Genomic DNA, 703 nt, shown 5'->3' with positions numbered 1-703 from the left:
TGAGAGTGTACAATATCTTGTGTAAACGCAAAAAAGGAATAAATCCTGTTATAGTAGAGTTAGACCAAAAATACTACTAGAAAAGATTTATTCCCATGACCCAGTTTATCACAGATTTAACAACATTTCTAGCTAATCATTCAGACATTAATGAGTTTTTCCGCGCTTCTATGGAACAAGCTATAAATGAGCTTCTACAGGCAGAGTTGACCTCTGTTCTAGGATATGAACCCTATGATGTTAGTGGCTACAACTCAGGAAATAGTCGTAACGGTTCTTACACACGTAAGTTTGAAACCAAATACGGAACTTTAAACCTCATTATTCCAAGAGATCGTAATGGCGAATTTGTCCCTAAAGCCATTCCTTCTTATTCAAGAAGAGATGATGAGCTGGAAAAAATGATTATTAAGCTTTATCAAACAGGTGTAACAACAAGAGAAATCGCAAATTTAATCGAACAAATGTTTGGTCATCATTACTCACCAGCTACGGTTTCAAACATCACCCAGTTGACTCAAGAAAACGTTACTGCATTCCATGAACGAAAACTACAGAAACGCTATTCCATTGTCTATTTGGATGGCACTTATCTCCCATTACGTCGGACTTCTGTAAGTAAAGAGTGTATTCATATTGCCCTTGGAATTACACATCAAGGTTATAAAGAAATCCTTGGATATGAAATATCACCAAATGAAAA

General features: G+C 35.8%; 1 protein-coding gene. It reads left to right on the top strand.

The window, feature by feature from the left end; genetic code table 11:
• Positions 1-95: 95 nt before the first annotated feature.
• On the top strand, positions 96-703 hold a 608-nt coding region (locus tag HZY94_RS09910; RefSeq protein ID WP_179925982.1), incomplete at its 3' end, for an IS256 family transposase.

Source organism: Streptococcus danieliae (assembly GCF_013415245.1).
In the GTDB taxonomy this organism is placed as follows: domain Bacteria; phylum Bacillota; class Bacilli; order Lactobacillales; family Streptococcaceae; genus Streptococcus; species Streptococcus danieliae_A.
This window is presented reverse-complemented; position numbering and strand designations above follow the sequence as displayed.